This is a genomic window from Domibacillus tundrae, assembly GCF_000970675.1.
Taxonomy (GTDB): Bacteria; Bacillota; Bacilli; order Bacillales; family Domibacillaceae; genus Domibacillus; species Domibacillus tundrae.
In genome coordinates this window covers 159,512-182,647 of sequence record NZ_LAJA01000007.1, presented here as the reverse complement: position 1 = coordinate 182,647, position 23,136 = coordinate 159,512, and the positions used below count along the sequence as shown (strand labels likewise).

Annotated in this window: 25 protein-coding genes, 1 other RNA gene and 1 riboswitch; of the genes, 20 read left to right on the top strand and 6 right to left on the bottom strand. The window is 44.1% G+C overall.

The window, feature by feature from the left end; translation table 11 throughout:
- Positions 1 to 48: 48 nt before the first annotated feature.
- Complete coding sequence (locus tag VQ00_RS08885) at positions 49 to 348, top strand: hypothetical protein (RefSeq protein ID WP_046179790.1); 300 nt, start codon at positions 49 to 51, stop codon at positions 346 to 348.
- 83 nt (positions 349 to 431) lie between these two features.
- Here VQ00_RS08885 and VQ00_RS08880 read toward each other — a convergent pair whose 3' ends face one another.
- Positions 432 to 818: a circularly permuted type 2 ATP-grasp protein gene (locus VQ00_RS08880; protein ID WP_046179789.1), complete on the bottom strand. Its 387-nt coding sequence runs from the start codon at positions 816 to 818 to the stop codon at positions 432 to 434.
- A gap of 278 nt (positions 819 to 1,096) precedes the next feature.
- On the opposite strand from VQ00_RS08880, the gene ppnP reads away from it, so the two are divergent.
- Complete coding sequence (ppnP, locus tag VQ00_RS08875) at positions 1,097 to 1,411, top strand: pyrimidine/purine nucleoside phosphorylase (RefSeq protein WP_046179788.1); 315 nt, start codon at positions 1,097 to 1,099, stop codon at positions 1,409 to 1,411.
- A gap of 112 nt (positions 1,412 to 1,523) precedes the next feature.
- The gene (locus tag VQ00_RS08870; RefSeq protein WP_046179787.1) at positions 1,524 to 3,128 is read left to right on the top strand and encodes a catalase; all 1,605 of its coding nucleotides are present in this window, start codon (positions 1,524 to 1,526) and stop codon (positions 3,126 to 3,128) included.
- Positions 3,129 to 3,198: 70 nt separating this feature from the next.
- On the opposite strand, the gene VQ00_RS08865 is transcribed toward VQ00_RS08870, so the two are convergent.
- Positions 3,199 to 4,176 carry an LLM class flavin-dependent oxidoreductase gene (locus VQ00_RS08865; protein ID WP_046179786.1) on the bottom strand — a complete coding sequence of 326 codons (978 nt, stop codon included), beginning with the start codon at positions 4,174 to 4,176 and terminating at the stop codon, positions 3,199 to 3,201.
- A gap of 115 nt (positions 4,177 to 4,291) precedes the next feature.
- On the opposite strand from VQ00_RS08865, the gene ssrS reads away from it, so the two are divergent.
- Positions 4,292 to 4,492: non-coding RNA, 6S RNA (gene ssrS / locus VQ00_RS18090), on the top strand.
- Positions 4,493 to 4,647: 155 nt separating this feature from the next.
- Here the strand turns inward: ssrS and VQ00_RS18085 are convergent.
- Positions 4,648 to 4,815, bottom strand: a complete 168-nt coding sequence (locus tag VQ00_RS18085; protein WP_082091515.1) for an aspartyl-phosphate phosphatase Spo0E family protein — start codon at positions 4,813 to 4,815, stop codon at positions 4,648 to 4,650.
- A gap of 208 nt (positions 4,816 to 5,023) precedes the next feature.
- Between VQ00_RS18085 and VQ00_RS08860 the strand changes: the two genes are divergently transcribed.
- Entirely contained in the window at positions 5,024 to 6,235 is a 1,212-nt protein-coding gene (locus VQ00_RS08860; RefSeq protein ID WP_046179785.1) for an ATP-binding protein, read from the top strand.
- Positions 6,236 to 6,268: 33 nt separating this feature from the next.
- On the opposite strand, the gene VQ00_RS08855 is transcribed toward VQ00_RS08860, so the two are convergent.
- Positions 6,269 to 6,646: a nucleotide excision repair endonuclease gene (locus VQ00_RS08855; protein WP_046179784.1), complete on the bottom strand. Its 378-nt coding sequence runs from the start codon at positions 6,644 to 6,646 to the stop codon at positions 6,269 to 6,271.
- Positions 6,647 to 6,714: 68 nt separating this feature from the next.
- Between VQ00_RS08855 and VQ00_RS08850 the strand changes: the two genes are divergently transcribed.
- Entirely contained in the window at positions 6,715 to 7,197 is a 483-nt protein-coding gene (locus VQ00_RS08850; RefSeq protein ID WP_046179783.1) for a DUF456 domain-containing protein, read from the top strand.
- A 27-nt stretch (positions 7,198 to 7,224) separates the two neighbouring features.
- Here the strand turns inward: VQ00_RS08850 and VQ00_RS08845 are convergent, their stop codons facing one another.
- Entirely contained in the window at positions 7,225 to 7,455 is a 231-nt protein-coding gene (locus VQ00_RS08845; RefSeq protein ID WP_046179782.1) for a cold-shock protein, read from the bottom strand.
- Positions 7,456 to 7,868: 413 nt separating this feature from the next.
- On the opposite strand from VQ00_RS08845, the gene VQ00_RS08840 reads away from it, so the two are divergent.
- From VQ00_RS08840 to VQ00_RS08815, 6 genes are all read left to right on the top strand, one after another.
- Positions 7,869 to 10,025, top strand: coding sequence for a malate synthase G (locus tag VQ00_RS08840; RefSeq protein WP_046179781.1), 2,157 nt, complete (start codon positions 7,869 to 7,871; stop codon positions 10,023 to 10,025).
- 50 nt (positions 10,026 to 10,075) lie between these two features.
- Positions 10,076 to 10,843: an IclR family transcriptional regulator gene (locus VQ00_RS08835; protein WP_046179780.1), complete on the top strand. Its 768-nt coding sequence runs from the start codon at positions 10,076 to 10,078 to the stop codon at positions 10,841 to 10,843.
- 354 nt (positions 10,844 to 11,197) lie between these two features.
- A complete protein-coding gene (locus tag VQ00_RS08830; RefSeq protein WP_245618091.1) occupies positions 11,198 to 11,686 on the top strand; it encodes an amidase domain-containing protein in 489 nt (162 codons plus the stop codon).
- 233 nt (positions 11,687 to 11,919) lie between these two features.
- Positions 11,920 to 12,591 (top strand): CAP domain-containing protein, encoded by a 672-nt coding sequence (locus VQ00_RS08825; RefSeq protein ID WP_046179778.1) that lies wholly within the window; start codon positions 11,920 to 11,922, stop codon positions 12,589 to 12,591.
- Positions 12,592 to 12,727: 136 nt separating this feature from the next.
- Positions 12,728 to 13,144, top strand: coding sequence for an AAA-type ATPase lid domain-containing protein (locus VQ00_RS08820; RefSeq protein WP_052728429.1), 417 nt, complete (start codon positions 12,728 to 12,730; stop codon positions 13,142 to 13,144).
- Positions 13,145 to 13,182: 38 nt separating this feature from the next.
- Positions 13,183 to 13,641: a DinB family protein gene (locus VQ00_RS08815; protein WP_046179777.1), complete on the top strand. Its 459-nt coding sequence runs from the start codon at positions 13,183 to 13,185 to the stop codon at positions 13,639 to 13,641.
- A gap of 63 nt (positions 13,642 to 13,704) precedes the next feature.
- On the opposite strand, the gene VQ00_RS08810 is transcribed toward VQ00_RS08815, so the two are convergent.
- The gene (locus tag VQ00_RS08810) at positions 13,705 to 15,156 is read right to left on the bottom strand and encodes a DHA2 family efflux MFS transporter permease subunit (RefSeq protein ID WP_046179938.1); all 1,452 of its coding nucleotides are present in this window, start codon (positions 15,154 to 15,156) and stop codon (positions 13,705 to 13,707) included.
- A 206-nt stretch (positions 15,157 to 15,362) separates the two neighbouring features.
- On the opposite strand from VQ00_RS08810, the gene VQ00_RS08805 reads away from it, so the two are divergent.
- The 8 genes from VQ00_RS08805 to cobJ all read left to right on the top strand — a co-directional run bounded on the left by VQ00_RS08805 (position 15,363) and on the right by cobJ (position 23,136).
- A complete protein-coding gene (locus tag VQ00_RS08805; RefSeq protein ID WP_046179776.1) occupies positions 15,363 to 16,199 on the top strand; it encodes a TetR/AcrR family transcriptional regulator in 837 nt (278 codons plus the stop codon).
- 84 nt (positions 16,200 to 16,283) lie between these two features.
- Positions 16,284 to 17,093, top strand: a complete 810-nt coding sequence (locus VQ00_RS08800) for a pirin family protein (RefSeq protein ID WP_046179775.1) — start codon at positions 16,284 to 16,286, stop codon at positions 17,091 to 17,093.
- The gene (locus VQ00_RS08795; RefSeq protein WP_046179774.1) at positions 17,094 to 17,765 is read left to right on the top strand and encodes a response regulator transcription factor; all 672 of its coding nucleotides are present in this window, start codon (positions 17,094 to 17,096) and stop codon (positions 17,763 to 17,765) included.
- Positions 17,762 to 19,144, top strand: coding sequence for a sensor histidine kinase (locus VQ00_RS08790; protein WP_046179773.1), 1,383 nt, complete (start codon positions 17,762 to 17,764; stop codon positions 19,142 to 19,144). Before VQ00_RS08795 ends, VQ00_RS08790 begins: the two co-directional genes overlap by 4 nt.
- Positions 19,141 to 19,641, top strand: a complete 501-nt coding sequence (locus VQ00_RS17705) for a PepSY domain-containing protein (protein ID WP_052728427.1) — start codon at positions 19,141 to 19,143, stop codon at positions 19,639 to 19,641. Before VQ00_RS08790 ends, VQ00_RS17705 begins: the two co-directional genes overlap by 4 nt.
- An 89-nt stretch (positions 19,642 to 19,730) precedes the next feature.
- The gene (locus tag VQ00_RS08780) at positions 19,731 to 20,243 is read left to right on the top strand and encodes a PepSY domain-containing protein (RefSeq protein ID WP_082091514.1); all 513 of its coding nucleotides are present in this window, start codon (positions 19,731 to 19,733) and stop codon (positions 20,241 to 20,243) included.
- Positions 20,244 to 20,878: 635 nt separating this feature from the next.
- Positions 20,879 to 21,069: riboswitch (cobalamin riboswitch) on the top strand.
- A gap of 133 nt (positions 21,070 to 21,202) precedes the next feature.
- Positions 21,203 to 21,574 (top strand): (2Fe-2S) ferredoxin domain-containing protein, encoded by a 372-nt coding sequence (locus VQ00_RS08770; RefSeq protein ID WP_046179771.1) that lies wholly within the window; start codon positions 21,203 to 21,205, stop codon positions 21,572 to 21,574.
- The gene (gene cobJ, locus VQ00_RS08765) at positions 21,571 to 23,136 is read left to right on the top strand and encodes a precorrin-3B C(17)-methyltransferase (RefSeq protein ID WP_046179770.1); all 1,566 of its coding nucleotides are present in this window, start codon (positions 21,571 to 21,573) and stop codon (positions 23,134 to 23,136) included. Before VQ00_RS08770 ends, cobJ begins: the two co-directional genes overlap by 4 nt.

Genomic DNA, 23,136 nt, shown 5'->3' with positions numbered 1-23,136 from the left:
AAGAAAATCAGGGAATATAGTAATCAAATAGGGAAGGAGTGCTGAACAATGAAAACAAACAAAGTGAAATGTGTATACCGAAATGGACATGGTGAGTGGAAACAGCCTAAATTGTTCGAAGAAGAGCTGAAAATCGGCGAAGGCACTCACTTTCATATTAAGTGCGAAGAGTCATCAGCATTGTATGATATGATATCCGACCGTTATCTAAATGACAGAAAAGACCGCAAAAAAACATACTATAAATTTGAAACACCGGATGCAACGACACCAGACAACCGCATGTTCAGTGTTGCATTTATTGACCACCGAAATCAAGACATTACATTTGACATACACAGTGAATAAATAGATTTGTTTAAAAGAGACTGCTTCTTCGGAAGAAGTCTTTTTTGTTTTTACATTATATAAGTTGACCTTATTATTTTTCCTTATGCCACACGGTGACCGATCAGCTCTCTCGGAATAATGCCATCTTTTAAAATGTTTTGTTCATGATAAATATCATCCAAAAATAAATTTAATGCCTCCACACGCTGAATCATTCCTTTTTCGATCTCTCTCCATTTTTCAGCAGGAATGATAATTGGAATAAAATCAAATGGCATCGTTCGTTCAGTGCCGCCATCATTTCCATAGACAGTAAACGTGATGCCTTGCCTTAAAAAATTTAAGTTTGCTGTCTCCTGCTTTTCTTTTAGCTCTTCGTCAGTTAAATCCTGAAGAACGTTATAAAAAGATTGATAATGTTTTTTGGGATTTCCGTTTTGATCCAGCATTTCATCAAAATAGGGGCCGATTTCATAAGGTTTAAACATGCCAGTACCCTCCTTGGTGTAAAAGTATTACTTAAAAGAATACGACAAAGGCTGGCAAATCCCTTTAATGAAAAAATAAAATATGACATTAATATGATAGAAAATATAACAAATTAGTTTAGCGTTTATTTTTGAACGTGATTATTAACTGGAAATGTCCGAAAAATGCAGGTTTTATGACATAAAAATAAAAATAAGTCATTAATAGTGAAAAAATTCTGTTTAATTTGACATATTTCTATGATAAATTAAGGGGATAAGTCGAAAGGGTGAATAACATGACACAACTGAAAAATGTAAACATTATTAAAAAAGCAAATATTTATTTTGATGGAAAAGTGACGAGCCGAACGGTTTTACTTCAAGATGGAACGAAAAAAACACTCGGCATCATGATGCCAGGGGAGTATGAATTTTCAACGGAATTAAAAGAAGAAATGGATATTGCAGCAGGCAAGCTTGAATATAAACTTGCGGGTGGCGAATGGGAAACGATTGAGGAAAGCGGTGTGTTTTATGTGCCGGCAAATGAATCGTTCCAGCTGAAAGTACATACAGTTGTGGATTACTGCTGTTCGTATCTAGGTGAATAATAAGAAAAATGTCTGTACAAAGCACTTATTTTTTTAGGTGCTTTTTTTGTGTTTATTTTTTCTCAAAAAAGGATATAAATAGTAGAGGTTTGAATAAAAAAGTCAGGGAGGAATGGAAGTGGAAAACGAGGAGAAGAAAAAAATGGGTACCGGTGAAGCGGAAGGAACACTAACCAACCGCCAGGGACATCCAGTTACTGACAACCAAAATATCAGAACAGTCGGAAATCGCGGGCCTTCCACATTAGAAAATTACGATTTTATTGAAAAAATTTCTCATTTTGATCGTGAGCGTATACCGGAGCGGGTTGTGCATGCACGCGGCGCCGGAGCACACGGTTATTTTGAGACGTATGGAAAAGTAGGAGATGAAGACGTTTCAAAATATACGCGGGCGAAAGTATTTCATGGAGCTGGCAAGCAGACACCAGTTTTTGTTCGATTTTCAACTGTAGCAGGAGCGAAGGAATCTCCTGAAACAGCACGTGATCCACGCGGATTTGCCGTGAAATTTTACACCGAAGATGGAAACTGGGATCTTGTCGGCAACAACTTAAAAATATTCTTTATCCGTGACCCATTAAAATTCCCTGATATGATTCACGCATTTAAGCCGGATCCTGTCACAAATATTCAAAATCCGGAGCGGATGTTTGATTTTGTTTCACAGTCACCGGAAGCGATTCACATGATTACCTTCTTGTTTTCACCATGGGGCATTCCAGCGAACTACCGGCAGATGCAGGGCTCAGGGGTTAACACATACAAATGGGTGAACCAGGAAGGAGAAGCGATCCTGGTAAAATACCATTGGGAACCGATAAAGCAGGGCATTAAAAACTTAACGCAAAAAGAAGCGAATGAAATTCAAGGAATGAACACGAGTCATGCCACACAAGACCTTTATGAAGCGATCGACAAAGGGGATTACCCGGAATGGGAGCTTTGCATTCAAATGATGAGTGACGAGGAGCATCCGGAACTTGATTTTGATCCGCTGGATGATACGAAATTGTGGCCAGCAGATCAATTCCCGTTCCTTCCAGTAGGGAAAATGGTGCTGAATAAAAATCCGGAAAACTTTTTCGCGGAAGTGGAGCAGGCAGCGTTTGGGACAGGTGTCCTTGTGGACGGACTGGATTTCTCAGATGATAAGATGCTGCAGGGCCGCACGTTTTCTTACTCTGATACGCAGCGTTATCGTGTAGGGGCAAACTATTTACAGGTGCCGATTAACAAGCCGAAAAAACGGGTGGCAACGAATCAGCGCGATGGCCAGAATGCTCATTATGTGGATTCGGGTCAAAATCCACATGTGAATTACGAGCCGTCCATTCTTGGCGGCTTGAAAGAATCCGAACAGGTTGGAAAAGTGCATGAGCCTGCCTACAACGGGAAATTGGTCAGAGAAGCAATTGAGCGCAAAAATGAATATGGACAGGCGGGAGATACGTACCGCAGCTTTGAAGATTGGGAAAGAGATGAATTAATCAGCAATCTAGTGGACGCGCTTAAAGTATCTCATCCGGAAATTCAAAAACAGATGATTGAGCATTTCACGAAAGCAGATGAAGAATATGGCCGCCGTGTAGCAGAAGGGCTTGAAAAAGCAAACAAGGAAATGGACAGTGAATCAAAACACAATACAGGATCTGCAGCGGCCGATGAAGCTGCTGGGAATGCGAAAGAAAAAGGACACGAGGCTGATCCATATTAAAAGCAAAATCCCCTTCATTGCGATGAAGGGGATTTTTTACGTGATGGTACCTTAATAGTAAAATGACTTTTTATTTTAGAATGTCGGCAACAATTTCAAATGACCGCAGTCTTGCATCGTGGTCAAAAATTTGTGCATTGATCATTAACTCGTCAGCAGCAGTGTCTTCGATAAAAGCAGAGAGTTTTTCTTTTACTGTTTCTGGTCCGCCAATAATAGACGAGCCGAGCTGCTGCTGAAGAGCCGCTTTTTCAAATTCACTCCAAATGCCGTCCATACTGTCAACAGGCGGCTGAAGCGGTACTGCGTTGTTTCGAATTAAGTTTAAAAACTGCTGCTGCATCGATGTGGCAAGGCGTTCCGCTTCTGCGTCCGTATCAGCGGCAATAACATTAACCCCAAGCATTGCATGTGGTTTTTTAAGAACGTCAGATGGTGTGAAATGCCGGCGATAAAGCGCCAATGCCGGCATTGTATTATCCGGTGAGAAATGGCTCGCAAATGAAAACGGCAAACCGAGATCACCGGCAAGCCGGGCGCTAAAGCCGCTTGAACCAAGAAGCCAGATCGGAATGTTCAGTCCTTCACCCGGCACAGCATGAATATGATTTCTTCCTTCAAAATAGCCGCGAAGTTCTTCCAGCTGTTCAGGGAAATCATGGCCGTCGCTCATGTTTTGACGGCGCAGCGCACGCATCGTCATTTGATCCGTTCCTGGTGCACGGCCAAGTCCGAGATCAATGCGTCCAGGGAAAAGAGACTCTAGTGTGCCAAATTGTTCGGCGATAACGAGCGGTGCATGGTTAGGAAGCATAATGCCTCCGGAACCAACGCGGATTGTTTTCGTTGCTGAAGCGATGTGCCCAATAACAACAGATGTTGCCGAGCTTGCAATGCCCGGCATATTATGATGTTCTGCCAGCCAATAGCGGTTATAGCCCCATTCCTCCGCGTGACGGGCGAGATCAGCGGAATTTCGAAAAGAATCCGCCGGGGTACCGCCGGCTGTAATGGGCGCAAGGTCAAGGACTGAATAAAGAATAGACATTGTATAAGTACACTTCTTTCTATGTGATGGTTTTGATGTGCTTAGTGTAGCAGGAATATTTCGTGGGGCAAAATAAAATGACTTGCCTTCCGGATGAAAAAAGGGTAAGATACAAATACAGCTGCGTTGTACGTGTTTCAATAATTAAGTTTTAACCTTTAAGCTGTAATAGGGAGTTTAACATCGAGACGGGATTGACGGGCCTCTGCCGATTCGGCAAGGAGGACAGACATGAACGTTTTTGCGAACACCCACTTTGAGGAGTGGTGGTTTAAAACTTTCTTATACTTTATAATACGGCAAAGGCGGCAAAAAAATCAGTTCCTATCCGGAGCTGATTTTTTTTGTTTCATTTACTTTTTATGATACTCGGAAATTTTTGCTTATCTGCAGGAACTGGTCAACAAAGTCAAAATGTACAAAGAGAGGCCACCGCATATTTACGCGAGGCCTCTCTTTTACGATTGAGTGTTAAAACTTGCTGGAAGATTGAAACTGGTTCATGAGCTGGTCCAGCATTTGGCTGTATTGAATTGTTTCTATATGATTCAGCCCTTTTGCTGTGCCCGTGGCAATCATTTCACGGCGAACGGTTTTAATTTTTTTCATTAATTCATCGCTGGTTGTTATATTATTCATGGCTATTCCTCCATAAAAAAGCTCTTTTCCTATATTAAAAAGGAACAGCATTTAGTATACGAAAAAGCCGCCATCAATTATACTTGTTCGACAAAACTTCTGAAAACCTTACAAACATGTCGAGATTTAACGAACGAAAACGGTAGGTTTTTGACTGGTTATCGCGTAAAATCATTCTTTGATCAAATCCTATTAAAAGGGGCTAAATATGATTTACTTAGGACGAATTGTGATGGTAGCTGCCTCCGTCGTATTAACACTCATTCATCTTCTCATTTTCAAAGAACGCGTTGAAAAAGAACTGGTTGATTTTATCGTAGTGACTAGTCTCGCTTATTTATTAGGCTGGAAATACGATCTGGTCAAGCTGGAGGGAAAGCGTCGAGAAGAAAGTGCGGAAAGCTACCGGCAATTGGTGGAACTGCTTCCGGAAGCGGTGTTTATTCATGAAGGCGAAACGATTTTGTACGTCAACAAAGCGGGAGAGGGACTGCTGGCTGCTTCCGGAAAAAAAGAATTAATCGGGAAATCGATTTACGCATTTATCAAATCGGATGATCAAAAGCTGTCGATACAGCATATTGAACAAATATATAAAGAAAAAACGCCGGTAATGAATACAGAAAAAGAATTAACATGTCTTGATGGACGCGTCATGCCATGTGGCGTTTCTTCGTTATTTATGACTTTTCAAGGAAAAAAAGCTGTCTTGTCGATCGTAAAAGATTTAACATCTCAAAAAGCGCAAACAGCCCAGCTCGTGCAAAAATCTGAGAAGCTGGCGTTAGTAGGCCAGCTTGCGGCAGGGATTGCCCATGAAATTCGAAATCCGCTCACATCGATTAAAGGGTTTCTTCAATTGTCGCGCATGCAAGGTGAACATAGGGATGATTATTATGAAATTATGATGACTGAGCTGGACCGAATCAATCTTATCGTGAGTGAGCTTTTAGGCATTTCAAAACCAGTAGATGTTGTATATAAAAAGCAGGCTGTCACAGCGATCCTGGAAGATGTCGTCGCTTTAATTCAATCACAGGCATCAATGGAAAATGTTCGAATCAATTTGGAGATTGAACCGGACTTGCCGCCTCTTTATTGTGAAGAAAACCAGTTGAAGCAGGTTTTTCTCAATGTGCTGAAAAATGCAATTGAAGCAATGCCGGCCGGCGGGGTGATCAGTGTGGAAATGAGGCGGAGAAGCCGCTTTATTACGATTCGCGTTATTGACGAAGGAGTTGGTATTCCGGCCGAGCATATACCGAAGCTTGGTGAGCCTTTTTATACAACGAAAGAAAATGGAACCGGTCTCGGTCTCATGACGTGCATGAAAATTATTGAAAGCCATGGCGGCGAATTGAACATTTCAAGTGAAGCAGAGAAAGGGACAACGATTGAAATCCAATTGCCTATTACATAAAAAAAGACCGGCTTTAAGCAGCCGGCTACATCATTATGAACGAAAAAATGCTTTATCTGTATTGTATTTCGCTTCCAGCGTATTAATGATGTACGTTTCGTAAATATCCCGTTCCATTGGATCGTCGACTACGAGTACCACAATTTTGTGCACATCATCGCGATGGTTTTTAATGTCGGATACGTTGTCTTCGAAATGCTTGCGGATCCGCATGCGCAGCTTGCGTGCTTTCCCGACGAATAAAAGACGGTCCTGTGCATCGTAAAACATAAACACGCCCGCTTTATCGCGTGGGATTTTATGATAATCAGTAAATCCGTATTCCCGGGCAATCGCCGCTTCGCTCGTATCTTCCGGGTTTCGTTTTCTTGTCAAAATGTAGTCAGCCTGTGGCAGCTCAATATTGATCAATGTGAATCACTTCCTATTCTTTTGCATAATGGTACAATGCTATCATAACAGAGAAGAGGGGATTGTGTATGTCTATTTTCATTTGGATCGTCATTATTTTATTGTTTATTGCAAGCTTTGTTGGCTTCATTTTTCCGATTGTACCGTCCGTGCTTGTTTTATGGGCAGGGTTCGGTCTTTATTATGTTGGCATTAGCCGCGAAGAATTATCCATCGTTTTTTGGATTGGAATGCTTTTTTTAACCATTCTTATGTTTTTAGCCGATTTTTTTTCTAATAGTTATTTTGTGAAAAAATACGGCGGATCAAAATGGGGCGAGTGGACGGCGGTGATCGCGCTTATTGCCGGTTCGTTTATTATTCCGCCGTTTGGCATTATCGTCGTCCCATTCATTGCGGTCCTCGTCGTAGAACTGATCATTTTGAAAAACGTAAAGCAGGCATTTCTCGTAGCGTATGCGACACTGGTTGCTTTTTTAAGCGGAACATTCGCCAAAATTGTCATTCAGTTGATCATGATTGGCTGGTTTTTTATTGAAGCGCTCGTCTAAAAAGAAAAAGCGGATTCCCATGTGGAATCACGCTTTTTTTTGTTCGGCATCTGCCGGTTTACGAAACGTATTGTTTTGCAGCGAGTTCGTGAGCCGGGTTCCGTTCTCCATTTCACTTCCACAAAATGGGCACGACGGTGAATCATCTTCTGAAAAGTTTTTTCTCATCCAGCCTTTGCAGCCATCCGACGTGCATTCCCACGTCGCGATATCAACGTTTGGCAATGGCTCCGTACGGTTTTTGCTGTAATAAGACATTAACGTCACCCCCGGGTTTGTTGGTCAATCCTATCTATTATCTCACACTTTGGGTGTTTCTGATACAATTACTTGTTCATTTTAACTTAAATTGAAGGACAGACCGCTGAAATTCGTCCGCCAAATAGGCAAGTGACTAGCCTGGACCTTCACATGTTAAAATATGTCGGATTTTTTGTTATACTAAATAACAAAGGAGAATGTGGACATGAACAATCTTGTTTTTCAAATCATTGTATGGTTGATTGTGTTTTTTGCGATGGTGAAGCTGTATCCGATTGTTATGAAAATGTGGAAAAAATGAAAAAAGGGCTTTCAGAAATTAGTTGAAATTTTCTGAAAGCCATGCTACTCTTTTTTTATAACATTTTTGAAACGATGTTGCGTAATACGAAACAAAGGGGATGTTTTACATGGGGAATTATGTGAAGGCAGGTTCATTACAAGTGGATTCACGGTTGTTTGATTTTGTGAATAGCAGTGTGATTCCTGCGGCAGGGGTGGAGCAGGAAGCATTTTGGAAAGGGTTTAGCAGCCTTGTATCAGACTTATCACCGAAAAACCGTGCGTTGCTTAAGCGGCGGGACGAGTTTCAGTCGAAAATAAACGACTGGCATAAAGAGCGGTCATTTGACTTTAAAGCATACAAAACATATTTAGAGGAAATTGGTTATTTAGAACCAGAAGTGGATGATTTTAAAATTGCGACTGAAAATGTAGATGAAGAGATTGCCATCCAAGCCGGACCTCAGCTCGTTGTACCAGTTAATAATGCCCGTTATGCGATAAATGCGGCGAATGCAAGATGGGGCAGTCTTTATGACGCGTTATACGGAACGGATGCGATTTCTGAGGCGGATGGTGCGGAGAAATCTGCAAGCTATAATCCGGTTCGTGGTGAAAAAGTTATCGCTTTTGCGCGCCGCTTCTTAGATCAGGCCGCTCCGCTTTCGAATGGATCGCATCAGGATGCAACAGGCTATCGTGTGGAAGATGGGCGGTTGACCATTTCGTTTGAAAATGGCCAGACGACACTTAAAGATCCAAGTCAGTTAAAAGGAATGGCGGAAACAGGTATTTTGCTCCAAAATAATGGTCTTCATTTTGAAATACAGGTGGATCCGAACCATCCGATTGGTGCATCAGACCCGGCTGGCGTGAAAGATATTTTAATGGAAGCGGCCGTGACAACCATTATGGACTGTGAAGATTCCGTTACAGCGGTAGATGCGGAAGATAAAGTGCTTGTCTATAAAAATTGGTTCGGCCTCATGCAGGGAAATTTATCTGCAACATTCACAAAAGGCGGCAAAAGTTTAAGCCGGACGCTTAATCCGGATCGCATCTATACATCAGCAGATGGGGAAACGTTTACATTGCATGGACGTTCCATGATGTTTGTGCGAAATGTCGGTCATTTGATGACGAACAATGCTATTTTAGACGAAAATGGCGATGAAATTTTTGAAGGCATTTTGGACGGTGTCATCACCAGTGCGATTGCGAAACAAGCTGCACTTGGCACGCCTGCGCTATCTAACTCAAGAAAAGGTTCCATTTATATCGTAAAACCAAAGATGCATGGTTCTGAGGAAGTGGCGTATGCCAATGAATTGTTTGACCGCGTGGAGGATTTGCTCGAAATGCCGCGCTATACGCTGAAAATCGGTGTTATGGATGAAGAGCGGCGCACCTCGCTTAATTTGAAAAATTGCATCGCTGCGGTTAAAAATCGAATTGTTTTCATCAATACGGGCTTCCTGGACCGGACAGGGGATGAAATGCACACCTCAATGGAAGCTGGCCCAATGATGAAAAAAGGCGACATGAAAACATCAACATGGCTGACAGCCTATGAAAAATCGAACGTTGCAAACGGTCTTGCCGCAGGATTCCAGCACCGCGCGCAAATCGGCAAAGGAATGTGGGCGATGCCTGATTTGATGGCGGATATGATTGAACAAAAAATCGGCCACCTGAAAGCTGGCGCCAATACAGCGTGGGTGCCGTCACCGACAGCGGCGGTTTTACACGCGCTTCATTATCATGATGTCCATGTGTTTAACGTGCAAAAGGAGTTAAACCAAAATCCGTCCAGCTTCCGAGATGATATTTTGAACATTCCGATTGTGGCAGAGCCGAACTGGAGCCGGGAAGAGATTCAGCAGGAGCTTGATAATAACGCACAGGGCATTTTAGGCTATGTTGTCCGCTGGGTGGAGCAAGGTGTCGGCTGCTCGAAAGTGCCGGATATTAATGATGTCGGGCTGATGGAAGACCGGGCGACACTCCGTATTTCAAGCCAGCACGTAGCCAACTGGCTGCATCATGGCATTTGCACAGAAGAACAAGTAATGCAAACGATGAAGCGAATGGCGAAAGTTGTTGATGAGCAAAATGAGGGAGATCCCGGCTACCGGGCGATGGCGCCGAACTATGAGGATTCAGTCGCGTTTAGCGCCGCGTGTGATCTTGTCTTTAAAGGATACGAACAGCCAAATGGCTATACGGAACCGATTTTGCATAAAAAACGGCTCGAAGCAAAAGAAAAATACAGCATCAAATCTTAAGAAAGAGCTGGCTGCGGCCGGCTTTTCTTGTTCGAAAGAAGGTGAACTGGGTGGAAAGAGAAAATGTGGTAAAGTCCGTTGCGCGCGCGCTCGACATTGTCGCGCTTGTCAGTGCGTCCAGAACAGGGCTTGGCGTAACGGAAATTGCCAATCAGATGGATATTAATAAAAGTTCGGTATTCAGGACACTCGCCACGCTCGAGCAATATGGATATATTGAGCAGCAAAAAGAAACCGGCCGTTACCGGATCGGCTATGCGTTTTTGGACGTCAGCTCAAAGCTGCTCGATTCACTTGATGTAAGGGCGGAGGCACAGGACGTTCTGCAACAGCTTGAAACCGAAACGAATGAAGTTGTCCACCTCGTTGTGTATGACCGCGGGGAAGTTGTTTACATTGAGAAGCTTGATGGATACGAAGCGCTGCGGATGCATTCAAAAGTTGGCAAGCGGGCGCCGGTTCATTGCACATCTGTCGGCAAAGCCATTTTGGCTCATTTGCCTGTAACAGAAGTGATTGACATTTTAGACAGAAAAGGGCTGCCGATTCACACGGAGCATACGATTACAACGAAAGAATCTTTTTTAAAGGAGCTTGCACATGTGAAGAAAGATGGTTATGCCCTGGATCTTGAAGAAAACGAGCCAGGCATCCGCTGCATCGCCGCGCCCGTTTTTGATCATAATGGGGCGGTGGCCGCAGCTGTGTCCATTTCCGGACCGACACTGCGTATGACCGATGAGCGTCTCCTTCCACTGCAAAAACGCATGATTCAAGCAGGAAAGGACATCTCAAATCGTCTAGGTTTTAGAGAATAACTTTAGTGTTGACTTGTTTTGAAACAGGTGATATAATATAAATTCATTGAGAGATCGTAACTTAGAACGTTTTAATAAAATTCTGGCATTCTGCTAGTGTTGACTAGACTTATTCACACTGGAGCAGCTTCGGAGCTGCAAGGACTTAAGAGAAGGCAGGGCTTAGGTCGTTTAGGTACATCAAAAACAATAATGTGGAATTAATTATACCGCGGCGGTTTAAAGTGAGATGAATTGAGTTTTCATCTACTAAACGTTGTGAGTTACCCTATAAGTGAACAAAACCGGGCTGATTTAATCAGGCCGGTTTTTCTATGCTTTTTTTAGCATATGATGCTTTAAGGGGGGATGGCCATGTATAATCGCCAAGCAGCTGTCCATTATGCGCACAAGTGGTGGAACAGCCATAATCCAGCTTTTCCATCGTTCGCGGTGGACTGCACCAATTTTGTATCGCAATGTTTGTTAGCTGGCGGTGCTCCGATGAGAGAATATCCAGATAGAGCGAAAGGCTGGTGGCTTGGGGGCGGCACGTGGAGCTTCAGCTGGAGTGTTGCCCATTCACTCAGGTGGTATTTAGAAGGATCAAAGAGTGGATTAAAGGCAACAAGAAAATCGTCACCTGAAACACTTCTGCCGGGAGATGTTATTATTTATGATTTTGATGGAGACGGACGGATGGATCATGCAGCCATTGTTGTGAGCAATCATAAAGGTGTCCCGCTCGTCAACGCCCATACAGCCAACAGCCGAAATCGTCATTGGAGCTACACAACGTCGCCAGCCCACACATCCGGCATTCGTTATTATTTTTTTCGTATTGATGAAAATACTTCCTTGTAACAGTTATGTTGCTATAATTACGCTTTTATTTCGTTCGTTTGGCAGTCTCTTTTTCTGATATCTTGAAGCGCCTGCTGTGTATGGACTGAGTAGCATGGGCAAATAAGGAAACTACCATTATGAAATGAGTCTATCATTTTCCATCGTGAAATCTATTGCGGGTGCGGTTTGTTTCGGGATATAGTAATCACGCAGCCCGGGCAGAACTTAAAAACGCAGGAGGTTTTACTACTATGAAAGCAAATATCCGCATCGCCGCAATGGCCGGTTTAATTTCCGTTGGACTATTTACAGCAGGACAAGCGGAAGCAGCAGCGCCGACTTGCAACGTCGCAAACACAGTTCAGTATAAAACATATAAATACACTTATCAGGTGAAAAACCCAGTTGCTCAGCAACCGGTAGCAGCACAACAGCAACAGGAAGCCCCTGCACCAGCTAAGGCAGCGCCACAGCAACAGGAAACGCCTGCACCAGCTGAGGCAGCACCGCAACAGGCACAACCAGCCCAAACAGCAACTAATGCTAAATCAGTTAATGCTTTTGAACAAGAAGTTGCTAAACTTGTCAATGAAGAACGTGCAAAAGCGGGATTAAAAGCATTGGAGTTGGATACAAAGCTTAGTGAAGTGGCTCGTGCGAAATCTCAGGATATGAAAGATAAAGGCTACTTTTCTCACCAATCTCCAACATACGGATCTCCATTTGACATGATGAAGCAATTTGGCATCACGTACAAAGCAGCCGGTGAAAACATCGCTAAAGGCCAACAGACACCTGAAGAGGTTATGGAAGCATGGATGAACAGCGATGGACACCGGAAAAATATTTTAAGTGCTGACTTTACACACATTGGTGTCGGCTATGTCGATGGTCACTGGACACAAATGTTTATTGGAAAATAATACGATATTGAAAGCCGTTATAGGAGCCTGTCCGGATCCTATAACGGCTTTTTTTTTTCGGTTGAAGTGTAAAGGCTTAAATATCAGACAAATTGAAGAAGAGATTTGGAAGAAATGGTAAGACGGGGAGAATTTCGTGAAAATTTGTATTACCGGTGCAGCCATTCTATTAGAAAAGCTGTCAAAAAAATTTGACCGCCCGTCGATCACCCTTTCAAAAGAAGCGGAAAATAGGCTTATGCTTCATAGCTGGCCAGGCAATATTCGTGAACTGGAAAACGTTTTAGAGAGGGCTGTAAACGTAATGGAAGGTACGGCGATTCGGATTGACCATTTGCCGCTTTATTTGCAGGAAGAACTTTTATATAAAACAAACAGTCTTGCAGCCAGACAAACGATGGCCGTTTTGCCATTAAAACAAACGATTCAGGCAGCGGAAAAAAGAGCGATTGAAGCTGCACTTGAGCAATCGGCAAACAAAACCGAAGCGGTCCGGCTGCTCGGAATCGGCAAAACGAAGCTTTATGAAAAGTGCCGGGAGTATGTTTTGTGATAAGATAAAAAAGATTTGAAGTATTAGGAGGAGTTTTGATGGAGTCGATTAAACAATATATTTTTGCGAGAAATGCCGTGCTTGGCACGTTGGCTAAGGCGCCAGAAGAAAAATGGGATGAGATGCCGGGTTCGTCTCCAAACAACATTCGCTGGAATGCAGGCCATATTTTTGTATCTGCAGAAGGATTCTTACATCTGGCAGATGATGCGTATAAAGTGGCAAATCCAGAATGGGGCGCTTTATTTGCAACTGGGACACGTCCATCCGACTGGCCGGCGCAAGTGCCATCAGAAGAAGAAATTACAAGCGCTCTGCAAGAACAAATGGGGCGTATTGAACGGCATTTTTCCGCAAAACTCGGCGACAATGCATCTCAATCGGTCAAAATTGGGCCGCTTGAAATGACAACCGTCGAAGCTGTTCTTCAGTTTGTCACGTTCCATGAAGGCATGCATACCGGCATCATTAACAGCTTGTCAAAAGTTATACGATAAGAAAAATCGCCCTTGCCGTTAGCAGCAAAGGGCGATTTTTCGTCGTGACCAACCTTTTAACTTTTAACCCGTGGCTTGCTGCTGTTTGACTGGCTTCTCTGAAGGAGTCACTCGTTTCATAAAGAATGCGAGCACAAGCGCAACGATCGCGATAAATACAGAGACAGTAAACGAAAAATTGATTCCGTTCAGCATGGCTTCATTGGCAATATTGGCCATAGCAGAAGGATCTCCCGCTGCTGATTCGGCAAGCCGCTCAGCTTCGGATTCGGTCCGATTCTGCATAAGTGTCACAAGGAAAGCTGATCCGACTGCACCGGACACTTGCTGAAGTGTATTGTTCATCGCAGTGCCGTGCGGATTCATTGCTGGTGGGAGCTGATTCAAGCCGTTTGTCATAACCGGCATCATCACCATCGACATGCCAAACATACGCAGTGTGTAAATAAACATGATGTAGCCGTACGATGTATCCATCGTTAAGTTGCTGAACATAAACGTCGTTAAAATAGTAAGAGATAATCCGATGATGGCTAAAATACGCGCACCGATTTTATCAAATAAAATGCCTGTGATCGGTGACATAATTCCCATCACGATCGCACCCGGCAACATGAGAAGACCGGAATCAAACGGGGAAATGCCGCGAATCGTCTGCACATAAATCGGCATTAATAGCATCGCGGAAAACATAGCCATAGCGAGAACAACAGAAATTGCGGATGAAAGAGCGAACATTGGATATTTATAAATCCGGAATTCAAGCAGCGGTTCGTCTAACTTCATTTGGCGCAAAACGAACAAAACAAGGCCGATGACACCAGCGGCAATCGCTCCATAAACGTGAACCGAATCCCAGCCTTTTTCACCTGCAGAGCTGAACCCATACAAAATCCCGCCGAATCCGATACTGGATAAAATAAGCGAAAAAACATCAAGGGAAATATTTCGCTGTGGGGTAATGTTTTTCAGTTTAAAGAAAGCGAAAATCAGCGTAATCGCCGCAATTGGAATCACGACATCAAACAAAGTACGCCATGTATAATGCTCAATAAGCCAGCCGGAAAGTGTTGGTCCAATCGCGGGTGCTGTAATCATGACAAGCCCAAAAATCCCCATCGCTGCTCCGCGGCGTTCAACTGGAAAGCTTGCCAGCATGACGTTCATCAAGAGCGGCATCATAATCGCGGAGCCAGACGCTTGAATCATCCGAGCGGCCAACAACACACCAAATGTCGGTGAAAGTGTCGCGAGAACAGAGCCTGCCGTAAATAAAATCATCGCGGTAATAAACAAATTCCGGTTCGTGAATTTTTGAATGAAAAACGCACTGGCTGGAATCAAAATGCCATTGACGAGCATATAGCCGGTGGACAGCCACTGCACGGCTGACGCGGAAACATCGAAATCCTTCATAATAGACGGAAGTGCTACATTCAAAAGCGTTTCATTTAAAAGAGAAACAAACGCGCCGACAAATAAAATGGCAATCATTGCATACGGCGGTTTTTCCATCGTTCCTTGCGTATTCAAAATAAATCCTCCTCTTACATACTGTGAGTATAATTTTTATACTGTTATTCTAACAGGTGTTTATAATATACCGATAGTATAAAAAAATCAACAATTAAATGAAGATTTATTTTAGAGCCTTGAAATGAAAGGATTTTTACTTTATTCTCAAAATAGACCGATAGTTCAAAAAGAGGAAGTGCAATCCATTGAACGAACGAAAAAAGAACGTAATGAACGCTGCGCATGCCCTTTTTGTCGAAAAAGGGTATGCCGCAACATCTGTTCAGGATATTTTAGATCAAAGCGGTATTTCAAAAGGAACGTTTTATAATTACTTTCCGTCAAAAAATGAGCTGCTGATCAGTATTTTTGAGAAAATAAATTTTGAAGCGGACGAGCGCCGCGCCGAAGTGATTGCCGGGCGTCCCATTCATGATAAAAGTGTTTTTATTCAACAAGTAAAAGTGAAGATGGAAGTGAATAAAGAAAATAATTTGTTTGCTTTGTTTCAAGGTGTATTTGTATCAGAAGACGAGGATTTGAAAAAGTTTGTCAAACAGAACCATTTCAATGAGCTGCGCTGGATGCAAAGACGATTCGTTGAAGTGTACGGGGAACGGGTTCGTCCTTATTCGGTCGATATTGCCGTAATGGTGTTCGGAATTATTCAAAATACGATTCATTTCGTCATGGCAGTAGAAGGAAATGTGAAGGTGGACGACATTATCGCGTATGCGATGCGACGGGTGGATGCAGCTGTTGAGGAAATTGTGATAACAAACGACTCTCTTCTTGATCCGCAGCTGCTTGAAAAATGGCAGCCGGAAGAGACTCTTATCCGAGAACGAAAAAAAAGCCGGCTTATGCAAAAAATCGGCACGATGCAAAAAAAAACCGATGAGCGTACAGAAGAGCTCCTTGCATTTTTACAGGATGAAATAAGGGAACAGGCGCCTCGCCGGCTCATCATTGAAACAGTTGCCAAGACCATTCCGCATAACGAAGACCTCATGATGCTTATACATGATTTTTTTAGAGAGTAATGACGATCCCATACAGATCGTCTTTTTTTGGACAAAAAGTGGCAGCACAACGATAATAAAAAGAACGAAAGGGGCGATGTCAAAATGGCTGAGATCAAAAAGTCATGGACGATTCAATTTAATGAAAGAGGGTTTCCGCACGTTCAGCAGGCCTTTGTTCTGCCTCCGGACATGATAGAGGAAGCTGATCCATTTATTTTACTGGCGGAAGATTGGTTTAAACGGGGCACATTCGGTGATCATCCACATAAAGGTTTTCAAACGATCACATACGTTATTGACGGCCGTCTTGAGCATATTGACAATAAAGGGGGCCGAGGCATTCTTAGCGCGGGTGACGTTCAATACATGAATGCCGGTTCGGGCGCGCGCCATGCTGAAGAGCCCGTCGCAGAGGATATCGTTCATTCACTCCAGCTTTGGCTGAATTTGCCGGCGTCATTGAAACAGTCTGAACCGTTTTACCAGGATATTTACTCAGAAAATGTACCGGTAACAAAAATCGGTCCGGCGCAAGTTCGTGTTTTTGCAGGGAATGGAGGGCTGATGAAGCCGCTGGTTCCGTTCACGATGGCTGAAATCAGTCTGCCTGCCGGTGAACAGTATACACACAAACTCGAAGCGGATCATACTGCATTCTTTTATGTGCTTGGCGGCCGCTGTGCTTTTGGCGAAAATGAAACAGTGTTGGAAAAAGGTCAAGCCGCACTATTAACGAAAGGGCATGACATTCAAATCAAATCAGAAGCACGTTCTAAAGTGCTGATCTATTCCGGCAAACCGCATGGAGATCCAATCATCACACATGGTCCGTTTGTCATGAATACACAGCAAGAAATCCGGGAAGCGTTTCTTGACTATCAATCCGGCAAATTTGGTCCGGAGGCGAAATAAGTGGGCAGACAGCGTATTTTGATTGTAGAGGATGAAGAACGAATTGCCCGCGTGTTAGAACTTGAGCTTGAGCATGAAGGTTATGAGACGAAAAAAGTGCTGGATGGGCTGGATGCGCTTTCCGCATTTCGAGAAGAAACATTTGATCTTGTGCTGCTCGATGTCATGCTGCCAGGGCTGGATGGCATGGGGGTGCTGCGGCGAATCCGGCAAGGAAGCAGTGTGCCGGTTATTTTGCTGACGGCGAAAGACGATGTGGCCGATAAAGTGGACGGACTTGATCTTGGCGCCAGTGACTATGTAACAAAACCGTTCGATATGGATGAACTGTTAGCCAGAATTCGGGCAGCACTCCGCACAACAGTCCAAAGTGCTTCTTTATCAGCAGCGGACTTAGCCGTTAACGAAGAATCGCGGGAAGTAAAGCGTGCCGGCCAACTAATTGATTTGACGCCACGTGAATATGATTTGCTCGTTTATTTACTGAAAAACAAGCGGCACGTCTTATCGAGAGAGCAGCTTTTGGACGGAGTGTGGGGATATGATTACTATGGAGACACAAATGTTGTCGACGTTTACATCCGTTACGTGCGGAACAAAATTGACAAGCCGTTTGATGGACCGCTTATTCATACGGTGCGCGGCGTCGGCTACGTGCTGAAAGAATCATGAAGCTGAAAAATAAAATCCATCTTGGGACGAGCGTACTGCTCATCGCAATTGTTGTGCTGATGAATACAGCCATTTATGCGGCAGCATCCATTATGCTCAAAGAAGCGGATGTCGAGAGGACAGCGGCGGATGCGGCGCGGATCACCAGTGGCGTATCGAACCCGGCTGAATCGATTGTAAGCAGTGATTTGCTCAGGGCATACGCACCGGCAGATGGCATGGTGAGAGTTGTTTTGTCGGACGGCACAGTGGACGGAGTCTCCGTATCGCCAAATGCCGCGGCACTCCGTGAACGGGAAGCAGTTTTTGAAACGTCAGAGCAGCAAACGGTCGTTGAAGAACATTCATCACGTTATGCGCGTGTTTCCCTCCCTGTCATTTGGCGCGCTGGGGAAGTGGCATCACTTGAGCTGATGGAAAATTTGCAGGCGACTGACCGTATTTTAGATATTTTGCGGATTGTTCTCATCGTAGTGTCCTTTTTAGCGGTTATTCCCGCTGCTATCTCTGCACGTATGCTCAGCGCCATTATTTCAAATCCGGTTGAAGATATGACACAAACGATGCGCCGCATTCAAAAAAGCGGCACGTACGAACGGATTGAAACAAATGAAAAACGCCACGATGAATTTCAAGACATGGCGCGCACGTTTAATGACATGATGGACTTGCTGGGGGAAAATTACCAGAAGCAGGAATCGTTTGTTCAAAACGCCTCTCATGAATTGAAAACACCGCTGACAGTAATCGAATCATACGCGAATTTATTGAGGCGGCGCGGCAAAGACCGGCCGGATTTGTTTGATGAATCAGTCGAAGCGATTCATGAAGAAGCCATTCGCATGAAAGAGCTGACACAGCAGCTGCTTACACTCGCCAGACGCGGAGAAACATGGGACATGAACGTGGAAACAGTCGACATTCCTGGATTTGTTGAAGAAGCAGCGGGCTCTTTTGAAAAAGCGTATGGCCGGCACGTAGAGATCACTATTATTGATCCATTCAGCATGAAAACGGACAGGGCTAAATTGCGCCAGTTACTATATATTTTTCTCGATAACGCACGTAAATATTCTGAGGACGATATTCACATCGAAGTGAAAAGGATGAAAATTCGTATCATCGATTATGGGATTGGCATTCCTTCCTCTGATCTTGAAAAAGTCTTTGACCGGTTTTACCGGGTCGACAAAGCACGGTCACGCAAAACAGGCGGGTTTGGGCTCGGGCTGTCGTTTGCAAAAGAATTGGCTGCTGTCATTGACGCGGGTATCCGAATTGAAAGTGAGGAAGGAATGGGCACGACTGTGATCCTGACTCTTAGCGAATTCTCATTTTCCTCCCGTACACTAAAAGAAAAACAGGAGGAAAGAAAATGAAGAAAATGTTGATCGTATTGATCCTTGCTGTCGCGGCTGCTGCTGTTTTTTTTCTATATCAGTTATTCCGGCAGCCGGACGTTACAATGGCGGAAGCTGGTGAAAAACTCGCGCAGCAATATAACGGGACAGTGATCAAATCAACAGAAGAAAACGGTCAATTTGTTTATATGATTCAAGTCGCAGAAGGTGAATATAAAGTGGCCGTTGACAGCGAAACAGGTGAACTGAGTGGAATGACCCGCACGAATCAGGAAGCAGCACCTTCTAAAGAACCGAAACAAGGATCAGAAAACACAACACGACAGCTGACACCGGAGGAAGCTGGACAAATCGCTTTAAAGCAAGTACCGGGTGTGATTGATGAGGTGGAGCTGGGGGATGAAGAAGAAGCCGGCTCCTATATTGTTGATATTGACGCAGAAAATGGTGAAGAAGCGACCGTACAGGTCAATGCGGTTTCCGGTGACGTTATATCAATTTCGTGGGACGATTAACATTCTCATGAAACTCTCATTTTCTCCTCCCTTTTTTCTCATTTTGCCTGGCTATTATATAAGCAAGAAAGAAAAACAAGGAGGAAACAATGATGAAAAAAACAACGATTGCAGGCGGATTCTTAACAGCAGGGCTTTTAGGCGGCGGTGTTTTATGGGGCGTGCAAAACGACAAAATTCAAGCGGAAGTACCCGGTCTTGACGCGAAATTGACGATGGAAGAAGCAAAATCGATCGCTGAAAAAGAAACACAATCAGTTGTTGAAAGCATTGAATTGGAAAAGAATTTGACTGGTCCGGTATATGAAGTGGATACACAGGATTATGATGTGAAAATTGACGGAAACTCTGGCGACATTGTGAAAAAAGACCGGGATGACGATGATGATTTTGAAGACCAAAATGAAAATGCTGATGTAACGGTCACACAGGAAGAAGCAATTGCGGCCGCTCAAAAACAAGTGAAGGGCACAGTAAAAGATGTTGAGCTTGATGATGGCCATTACGAAATTGAAATCCGTGACGGCAATAAAGAAACGGATGTTTATGTGAACGGCTCAACGGGTGAAGTACATGTTGGCGAAACAGATTTAGACGATTAACCCGAGTTCTTTCAGGCTATTTTGTTTACATGGTGAACTGAAAAAATTTCAACACATAAAGGGGAAAAAGGACCTGAAAAAACATAAGGTTTTTGTGGTGCTTCTTGCTGTATCTTTCATTTTAATAGCAGGCTGTTCAGCCGAAGCCAAAAATAAAATGAAAAACGAAGAGACAAAAATAATAGTGGAAAAATGAGCCGGTGAAGAGGATCAATATGAACATGCACATGGAATTAACAATAACGGGGAAGTCTAGAAGGTAAAAGGCATACTCGCTAACACTGAATGGCAAAATGCAGAAGTGCTTAAGGCATATCTTCCTTATTATAAATTCCACTTTAAAGACGGGAACGATGAAAATAAATCAAATGGCCTGGTTTATGCTCTTTGGATTAGTCCAAATAAAGACAAAGTGGAACTTGTTACAGAGGGCGAAAGTAAATACGTTCAATTAAACAAAGAAAAGTCGGCAAAATTGTTTGATAGTCTCATAGGCAAAGAGTTGTCCAGCGAATAATGAGTTTTGTGCCAAATTGACCTCGTTTACGGGGTCTTTTTTATCTTTGTAAAACAAACTTTTTTATTTTTTGCTTGTCAAAAGAAGTCATTTCCTGCTAATGTTAATCACAACAAAACTAAATACGAACATTAAGAGTGCCCGGAGTTTGTACGTCCGGGATAATAGGGAAACCGGTGAAAGTCCGGTGCAGCCCCCGCTACTGTAAGCGTGATGAAATTGTCTGATTACCCACTGGATTTGTCCGGGAAGGGAGACGAAAGTAAAATGACCGCAAGCCAGGAGACCTGCTTTTAATGCTGATACATCATTCTTCGGTGGGAAGAACGGGATGAATGCGCATGGCTTTTTTTGACCAGCTCTCTTTTAATGCGATTTTCTGCCCCTGCTTCTGCCGTAGAAGCGGGGGCTTTTTGCGTTTCTAAAAAAGGAGTGGATCAAGATGGCGACATGGAATTTAACCAATATGAATAAACATGTGCTAATTTGCAATGGCTCGACATGTATGCGAAAAGGCGGCGAAGAAGTCACCCAGGTGATTCGTAATGAAATTACAAAGCATGAGTTAGATGCACATGTTCATACAACAAGAACAAGATGCAATGGGCGGTGCAAAGATGGCTGTGTCGTTGTCGTGTATCCGGAAGCCGACTGGTACTTTGAAATGGATGAACAGCGCGCCAAAGAAATGGTCGTCTCGCATTTGCAAAACGATCAGCCAGTAAAAGAATGGATAGCATATGAGAGATCAGGAGACAGGATGCAGCTGTTGAATGGACGATTTAAAGGAACGGAAAAAGGTGAGAAAAAATGACGGGAACATTATACGTTGTTGGCTTCGGCCCCGGCCACGAGGGTCATATTACTGATCGGGCAAAGCAGGCGCTGAAGGAAAGTGATTATGTTATTGGCTATAAAACATATATGGAACTCGTCGCTCCACTCATTGACGGAAAAGAAGTCATTTCGACCGGGATGAGCGAGGAGGTGAGCCGGGCGCAGGCGGCTGTCAAACAAGCGGAGCGAGGCAAAACAGTCTCGGTCATTTCAAGTGGGGACGCTGGGGTGTACGGCATGGCAGGGCTCGTTTACGAAGTGCTTGCTGAACAAGGATGGGATCGGAAAACCGGCATTACAGTCGAGATCATTCCAGGCATTTCTGCGATCAATTCATGCGCGTCGCTGCTTGGCGCTCCGATCATGCATGATGCATGCACGATTAGCTTAAGTGATCATTTAACGCCGTGGGAATTGATTGAAAAGCGAATTGATGCTGCCGGAGCTGCTGATTTTGTCATTGCGCTTTATAACCCAAAAAGCGGCCGGCGCACAAAACAGATCGAAGAAGCGCAGCGCATTTTGCTGAAATATCGTAAGCCGGAAACACCTGTCGGCCTTGTGAAAAGTGCCTATCGCGACCGGCAAGAAGTCGTTATGACAACGCTTGAAGAAATGCTTGAGCACGACATCGGCATGCTGACAACAGTCATTATCGGCAACTCGACGACCTTTTTTTATGACGGGCTCATGATCACACCGCGTGGTTATACACGCAAATACACATTGACCGAAGAAAAGCAGCCGCTCCGCGCGCATGAACGGCTTCGTCCGGAAAATGAACCATGGGCGCTTCATGGTGGAGAAGAAGAAAAAAAGCAGCCGCTGAAAGAGCTTGGCCTTCAGGCGCTCGCAGCGATGCAAAAGCAAAAACACGCGCCGCCGGAAGTAAAAGCGATTTTTGAAGCAGCTGTCAGCCCTGGAGTAGTTAATAAGCACTTTACACCGCAGCAGCTGATCGCATTGTCAGAAGCAGCCGGTGAAAAGGGGACGATTGAATATACGCCGCATCATTACGTTTTGCTGAAAACCGAAACAGCCGACCCGGCGCCGATCATTGACAAATTGCGCGCCGCTGGTCTTGAACTCGCACCTGTTGGCGATGTTGTCACAGTGAAAGCGTGCGATTTTTGTAACGGCGACAAAAGCGATGCAATTCCACAAGCCGAAAAGCTGCAAAGAGATCTTGGCGGGTTAAGCGTACCGAAAGAGCTTCGCATCGGCGTGAATGGATGTGGGATGGCCTGCTATGGTGCGGTTAATGAAGACATTGGAATTGTGTACCGAAAAGGAGCATTTGACTTATTTTTAGGCGCAAAAGTGGTCAGCCGTACAGCGCACCCAGGTGTGTATGTGGCAGAAGGCATCCCGCCTGAAAAAATCGTTCCGATGCTTACGCGGATCGTGGAAGGATATCGCGAGTCCGGTCATCCGAACGAGCGGTTCTTCAAATATTTTAAGCGGGTTGGGACAGTAGAAGGGTTTACACATCGAGATATGCCGGTGCCAGATGTTGAGCCGATGCCGTGCGGCGAATAA

What these genes read in the sequence shown, in the direction of transcription:
- VQ00_RS18085 (WP_082091515.1), bottom strand. Translation starts at nt 4,815, where the DNA reads ATGAATAATATAACAACCAGCGATGAATTAATGAAAAAAATTAAAACC.
- VQ00_RS08790 (WP_046179773.1), top strand. Translation starts at nt 17,762, where the DNA reads ATGAAGCTGAAAAATAAAATCCATCTTGGGACGAGCGTACTGCTCATC.
- VQ00_RS08800 (WP_046179775.1), top strand. Translation starts at nt 16,284, where the DNA reads ATGGCTGAGATCAAAAAGTCATGGACGATTCAATTTAATGAAAGAGGG.
- VQ00_RS08780 (WP_082091514.1), top strand. Translation starts at nt 19,731, where the DNA reads ATGATGAAAAAAACAACGATTGCAGGCGGATTCTTAACAGCAGGGCTT.
- VQ00_RS08880 (WP_046179789.1), bottom strand. Translation starts at nt 818, where the DNA reads ATGTTTAAACCTTATGAAATCGGCCCCTATTTTGATGAAATGCTGGAT.
- VQ00_RS08810 (WP_046179938.1), bottom strand. Translation starts at nt 15,156, where the DNA reads ATGGAAAAACCGCCGTATGCAATGATTGCCATTTTATTTGTCGGCGCG.
- VQ00_RS08850 (WP_046179783.1), top strand. Translation starts at nt 6,715, where the DNA reads ATGTCTATTTTCATTTGGATCGTCATTATTTTATTGTTTATTGCAAGC.
- VQ00_RS08865 (WP_046179786.1), bottom strand. Translation starts at nt 4,176, where the DNA reads ATGTCTATTCTTTATTCAGTCCTTGACCTTGCGCCCATTACAGCCGGC.
- VQ00_RS08815 (WP_046179777.1), top strand. Translation starts at nt 13,183, where the DNA reads ATGGAGTCGATTAAACAATATATTTTTGCGAGAAATGCCGTGCTTGGC.
- cobJ (WP_046179770.1), top strand. Translation starts at nt 21,571, where the DNA reads ATGACGGGAACATTATACGTTGTTGGCTTCGGCCCCGGCCACGAGGGT.
- VQ00_RS08860 (WP_046179785.1), top strand. Translation starts at nt 5,024, where the DNA reads ATGATTTACTTAGGACGAATTGTGATGGTAGCTGCCTCCGTCGTATTA.
- VQ00_RS08845 (WP_046179782.1), bottom strand. Translation starts at nt 7,455, where the DNA reads ATGTCTTATTACAGCAAAAACCGTACGGAGCCATTGCCAAACGTTGAT.
- VQ00_RS08830 (WP_245618091.1), top strand. Translation starts at nt 11,198, where the DNA reads ATGTATAATCGCCAAGCAGCTGTCCATTATGCGCACAAGTGGTGGAAC.
- VQ00_RS08840 (WP_046179781.1), top strand. Translation starts at nt 7,869, where the DNA reads ATGGGGAATTATGTGAAGGCAGGTTCATTACAAGTGGATTCACGGTTG.
- VQ00_RS08870 (WP_046179787.1), top strand. Translation starts at nt 1,524, where the DNA reads ATGGAAGTGGAAAACGAGGAGAAGAAAAAAATGGGTACCGGTGAAGCG.
- VQ00_RS08825 (WP_046179778.1), top strand. Translation starts at nt 11,920, where the DNA reads ATGAAAGCAAATATCCGCATCGCCGCAATGGCCGGTTTAATTTCCGTT.
- ppnP (WP_046179788.1), top strand. Translation starts at nt 1,097, where the DNA reads ATGACACAACTGAAAAATGTAAACATTATTAAAAAAGCAAATATTTAT.
- VQ00_RS08885 (WP_046179790.1), top strand. Translation starts at nt 49, where the DNA reads ATGAAAACAAACAAAGTGAAATGTGTATACCGAAATGGACATGGTGAG.
- VQ00_RS08770 (WP_046179771.1), top strand. Translation starts at nt 21,203, where the DNA reads ATGGCGACATGGAATTTAACCAATATGAATAAACATGTGCTAATTTGC.
- VQ00_RS17705 (WP_052728427.1), top strand. Translation starts at nt 19,141, where the DNA reads ATGAAGAAAATGTTGATCGTATTGATCCTTGCTGTCGCGGCTGCTGCT.